This window comes from Streptomyces chilikensis (genome assembly GCF_001642695.1).
GTDB classification, from domain to species: domain Bacteria; phylum Actinomycetota; class Actinomycetes; order Streptomycetales; family Streptomycetaceae; genus Streptomyces; species Streptomyces chilikensis.
Map to the genome: position 1 here is coordinate 95,315 of NZ_LWCC02000005.1, position 4,964 is coordinate 100,278.

The window sequence follows — 4,964 nt, forward strand, 5'->3', positions numbered from 1 at the left end:
GCCGATCCTCACAGTCCGTGGCAGCGCGGCACGAACGAGAACACCAACGGGCTCCTGCGCCAGTACTTCCCGAAGGAAACGGATCTCTCGAGGTGGTCCGCCGAGGAACTCGAGGCTGTCGCCCACGCTCTGAACACCAGACCCCGCAAAACCCTCGGCTGGAAGACGCCAGCCGAGGCGTTCAACGAGCAGCTACTGTTGCTCCAAACCGGTGTTGCAACGACCGATTGAATCCGGTCAGTACACCAACCGGGAACCGGCCGCCGTCGCCGGCCGGATGGGCATACGGCTGTCCGTCGGACAGACCGGAGTCTGCTGGGACAACGCTCTCGCGGAGTCCTTCTTCGCCACCCTCAAACGCGAACTCGTCCCCGCCGACGGCCACGTCTGGTCCAGCAAGGCCGCAGCCCGCACCGCGATCTTCGAGTACATCGAGGACTGGTACAACATCCGCCGCCTGCACAACAGCCTGGGCCACCGCAGCCCCACCGACCACGAGACCGCTCTCGCGGCCTGACCGACACAATCACCGCGTCCGTCAAAGCGGAGCAAGCTCACACGACGGTTAGGAATGGCTGTGCGTGCTGTACGGGCGGTTGTGGCTCGCGCTCGGCGACCAGGACCTCATCCTCAAGGCCGGGGATGTCGCCGAGTTCGACACCCGTCATCCCCACGGGGTTGCAAATGCCTCTCCCAACAGCCCGGTCGAATACCTGATCATGTTCGGGCCGCAAGGGGAACGTCTGCGGCCACGCACTCCGCCCGTCCCCAGCCTCAAAGCCCGGTAACCAGTAGCAGACGAACGACCTGACACTGGCGAACGAACGGCCTGACGCCTCCGACACGCCCGGAGCATCAAGCTCTTCCCTCTCCGCCCTCACCCTCAGCACCCGCCGGGGTACGGGAAAGGGGCGCGGGCTCCAGCCGGGCGCATCCGTCTCGATGTCGAGCAGGGCGCGGTGCGACAGGGTGCTGGGACCCCTGCACGGAGTCGGGGGCGTCGGGGGCCCCTTCCTCGGGGCCGGTGAGCCGAGCCTGGTGCTTTCCTGGGGCCTGGCAGAGGCTTGTCGATCCGGTGGCAGGGGCGCTCCTGGTGCGGGCGGCGGTTCCGTCGGCGAAGTCGCGTCGCCGCATGTTCGTGAGGCCGCGTCGCCGCACGCTTGCGGAGATGTGGTTTCCGTCGTGGTGAGATCGTGACAATCGGCTTTGGCCTGGGCTTTCGGGTGAGCGGCCATGATCTGTGCACTACGCGTATACATGGCACGTATACACCACGTGTAGAGTCCTCGGCATGTCCATCGGTCACACCCTCCTGGGACTCCTGGAGTCCGGGCCGCGTCACGGCTACGACCTCAAGCGCGCCTTCGACGAGAAGTTCGGTCACGACCGGCCGCTGCACTACGGCCAGGTCTATTCGACGATGTCCCGCCTGCTGAGAAACGGCCTCGTCGTCGTCGACGGCATCGAGGCCGGCAGCGGTCCCGAGCGCAAGCGGTACGCGATCACCGACGCCGGGATCACCGACGTACAGCGGTGGCTCGCCACGCCGGAGAAACCCGAGCCGTACCTCCAGTCGACGCTGTACACGAAGGTCGTCCTTGCGCTGCTCACCCACCGTGATGCCGCCGACGTCCTCGACACCCAGCGTTCGGAGCACCTGCGCAGCATGCGCATCCTCACCGACCGCAAGCGCAAGGGTGACCTCGCCGACCAGCTGATCTGCGACCACGCCCTGTTCCATCTGGAGGCCGACCTGCGCTGGCTGGAGCTCACCGCGGCGCGCCTGGACAAGCTCCGTGAGGCGGTGACCCGATGACTCCTCCCGCAGGTTCGCTGCTCTGGGCCGAGCAGCTCCGCAAGGCCTACGGCCCCACCCTCGCCCTCGACGGCGCGGAGTTCTCGATCCACCCGGGTGAGGTCGTCGCCGTGATGGGGCCCTCCGGTTCGGGCAAGTCGACGCTGCTGCACTGCCTCGCCGGGATCGTCACGCCCGATGCGGGGACGATCATGTACGGCGGGCGGGAGCTGTCCGCCATGAGCGACGCCGAACGCAGTGCGCTCCGGCGCTCGGAGTTCGGTTTCGTGTTCCAGTTCGGGCAGCTGGTGCCGGAGCTGACGTGCGTCGAGAACGTCGCCCTGCCGCTGCGGCTGAACGGCAGCTCCCGCAAGGAGGCCGAGCGCGCCGCGCTGACCTGGATGGAGCGTCTGGAGGTCGACGAGCTGAGGAAGAAGCGGCCCGGTGAGGTCTCCGGCGGCCAGGGGCAGCGGGTCGCGGTGGCACGGTCGCTGGTCACGAACCCGCGCGTGCTCTTCGCCGACGAGCCGACCGGCGCCCTGGACTCCCTCAACGGCGAGCGCGTGATGGAACTCCTCACGGACGCCGCCCGCTCCACCGACGCCGCCGTCGTGCTGGTCACGCACGAGGCACGGGTGGCCGCCTACTCCGACCGCGAGATCGTGGTGCGGGACGGCAGGTCCAGGGACATGGAGCGCGCCGTATGAGCCTGTCCACGGGAGAACGGCCGCGGACCTGGCCGACAGCTCCCGCCCCGGGCAGACGGAGCCGGATACGGCGCGTGGCCGCGGACCTGGCCATGGGCGTCCGATTCGCCTTCACCGGCGGGCGCGAGGGGTGGACGCGGGCGGTGCTGACGGCGGTCGGCGTCGGGCTCGGCGTGGCGCTGCTCCTGCTGACGACGGCGCTGCCCCACGCGCTCGGGGTCCGCCAGGAGAAGGAGGCCGCCCGCACCGACATCACCTTCACCGGCCGGTGGCTGCCGAAGGCCGACGACACCCTCGTGGTCGCCAACGTCGGCTCCGACTTCCGTGACGACAGCATCCGGGGCCGGGCCCTGGAACCCGAGGGGCCGCGGGCGCCGCTGCCTCCGGGGGTGGAGCGGTTCCCGGCGAAGGGCGAGATGGTGGTCTCCCCCGCGCTGCAGGAGCTGCTGGAGTCGGACTCCGGCGCGCTGCTGCGCGAGCGGCTGCCGGACCGGATCGTCGGCACGATCGGGGAGAGCGGGCTGATCGGCCCGGCCGAACTCGCCTTCTACCAGGGAGCCGAAGGACTCGCACCGCACATCGACAGCGGCCGGATCGTCCGCATCGACGGGTACGGCGACCCGAACGCGACCTCCGAGCGGTCCGACCCGGTGCTGCTCCTGCTGATCCTGGTCGTCTTCGTGGTGCTGCTGATGCCGGTCGTGGTCTTCATCGCGGCGGCGGTGCGGTTCGGCGGGGAGCGGCGGGACCGGCGGCTGGCGGCGCTGCGGCTGGTGGGCTCCGACAGCGGCATGACCCGGCGGATCGCCGCCGGTGAGGCGCTGGCGGGCGCGATGCTGGGGCTGGTCTTCGGCGCCGGGTTCTTCCTGGCCGGACGCCGGCTCGCGGGAACCGCCGAGGTGTTCCACATCAGCGTGTTCCCGAGCTACCTCAGCCCCTCGCCGCTGCTCGCCCTGCTGGTCGCGGTGGCCGTGCCGACGGCGGCGGTGCTGGTGACACTGCTGGCACTGCGCGGGGTCGTCATCGAGCCGCTCGGTGTGGTGCGCGCCGGCCGGCCGCCCCGGCGCCGGCTGTGGTGGCGGCTGCTGCTGCCGCTCGCGGGACTGGCCATGCTCTACCCGATGATCGGCGACGGACGGGACAACGGAGACTTCAACCAGTACCTGGTGGCCGGCGGTGTGGTGCTGCTCCTGGTCGGCGTGACCGCGCTGCTGCCGTGGATCGTGGAGACGGCCGTCGCCCGGCTCGGCGCCGGCGGCGTCGCCTGGCAGCTGGCCGTACGCCGGCTGCAGATGAGCAGCGGTACGGCCGCCCGCACGGTCAACGGCATCGCGGTGGCCGTCGCCGGGGCGATCGCGCTGCAGATGCTTTTCACGGGCGTCGAGGACGACTACACCAGATCCACCGGGCAGGACGTGGCGTGGGCGCAGGTGGAAGTGACCCTGCCGAACGCCGTGCCGGTGGCCCCGGCGGCCGAGAAACTGCGCAACACCAAGGGCGTGAACGAGGTGTACGACTACTCCGAGGGCCACCTCGGTGACCGCGCCCGCGACCCGCAGGCCGGCACGACCGTGACGGTGGGCGGCTGCAGCGTGCTGCGGGAGATCGCCGATCTGCCCTCGTGCGCCGACGGGGACGTGTTCGCCGTCCACGGCGCCGAGCGGGACACGGGGGTCGACGTGGCGAAGCTGGCCGCCCCGGGACGCACGCTGTACCTCGACCCGTCGTACGAGGGCGGCCCGAAGAGCCTGGAGATCCCCTGGACGGTGCCGCAGGACGTGAAGACGGCAAACCCGCGTCACGCCCTGCTGGCCGGGACCGACCGGGGCGGCATCCTGATCACGCCGAAGGCCGTGCCGGACACGCTCACGCCGGCCCTGCAGGGACACGCCTACCTCAGGCTGGACGAGTCGGTACCGGACGTCCACGACCGGGTACGGAACACCGCCGCGGCCGTCGATCCGCTGGCGAACACCGTGACGTGGGCACAGACGGAGCGCACCGGCCGGTTCGACGCCATCCGCACCGCTCTGCTCGTCGGAGCGGCATGCGTACTGGCGTTGATCGGAGCGAGCCTGCTGGTCTCGCAGCTGGAACAACTACGGGAGCGCAAGAAGCTGCTGTCGGCCCTGGTGGCCTTCGGCACCCGGCGCCGCACACTGAGCCTGTCGCTGCTGTGGCAGACCACGATCCCCATCACCCTGGGCCTGCTGCTGGCCACAGCCGTAGGCCTGACACTGGGCACCGTACTCCTGAAAATGACCGCCACCACGGTCCGCGTCGACTGGAGCAGTGTCCTCGCCATGACCGGCATCGGCGCCGCGGTCGTCCTGACAGTGACCCTCCTCGGCCTGCCATCCCTGCTACGACTGACGCGACCGGAAGGACTGCGTACGGAATAAACCGGGACAACAGCCCTTCAGCACAGGGCCGGCCCCGGGGTGGGTGGCCGGGGCCGGCCC

5 protein-coding genes and 1 pseudogene are annotated in these 4,964 nt (G+C 70.3%); all 6 read left to right on the forward strand.

Annotated features, from left to right (window positions below):
• Positions 1–231, forward strand: a 231-nt coding sequence (locus A2U95_RS00550; protein WP_166020286.1) for an IS30 family transposase, incomplete at its 5' end; no start/stop codon positions are given.
• Positions 212–517 (forward strand): integrase core domain-containing protein, encoded by a 306-nt coding sequence (locus tag A2U95_RS32310; protein WP_420856936.1) that lies wholly within the window; start codon positions 212–214, stop codon positions 515–517. The genes A2U95_RS00550 and A2U95_RS32310, both read left to right, overlap by 20 nt.
• Before the next feature lie 37 nt (positions 518–554).
• Positions 555–788: pseudogene (locus A2U95_RS00560) on the forward strand (cupin domain-containing protein); the annotation flags it as partial.
• Between the two features lie 503 nt (positions 789–1,291).
• Positions 1,292–1,816 carry a PadR family transcriptional regulator gene (locus A2U95_RS00565; RefSeq protein ID WP_166020288.1) on the forward strand — a complete coding sequence of 175 codons (525 nt, stop codon included), beginning with the start codon at positions 1,292–1,294 and terminating at the stop codon, positions 1,814–1,816.
• Entirely contained in the window at positions 1,813–2,502 is a 690-nt protein-coding gene (locus A2U95_RS00570) for an ABC transporter ATP-binding protein (RefSeq protein ID WP_166020289.1), read from the forward strand. The genes A2U95_RS00565 and A2U95_RS00570 overlap by 4 nt, the downstream gene beginning before the upstream one ends.
• 92 nt (positions 2,503–2,594) lie before the next feature.
• A complete protein-coding gene (locus A2U95_RS00575) occupies positions 2,595–4,904 on the forward strand; it encodes an ABC transporter permease (RefSeq protein ID WP_206282786.1) in 2,310 nt (769 codons plus the stop codon).
• Positions 4,905–4,964: the final 60 nt, after the last annotated feature.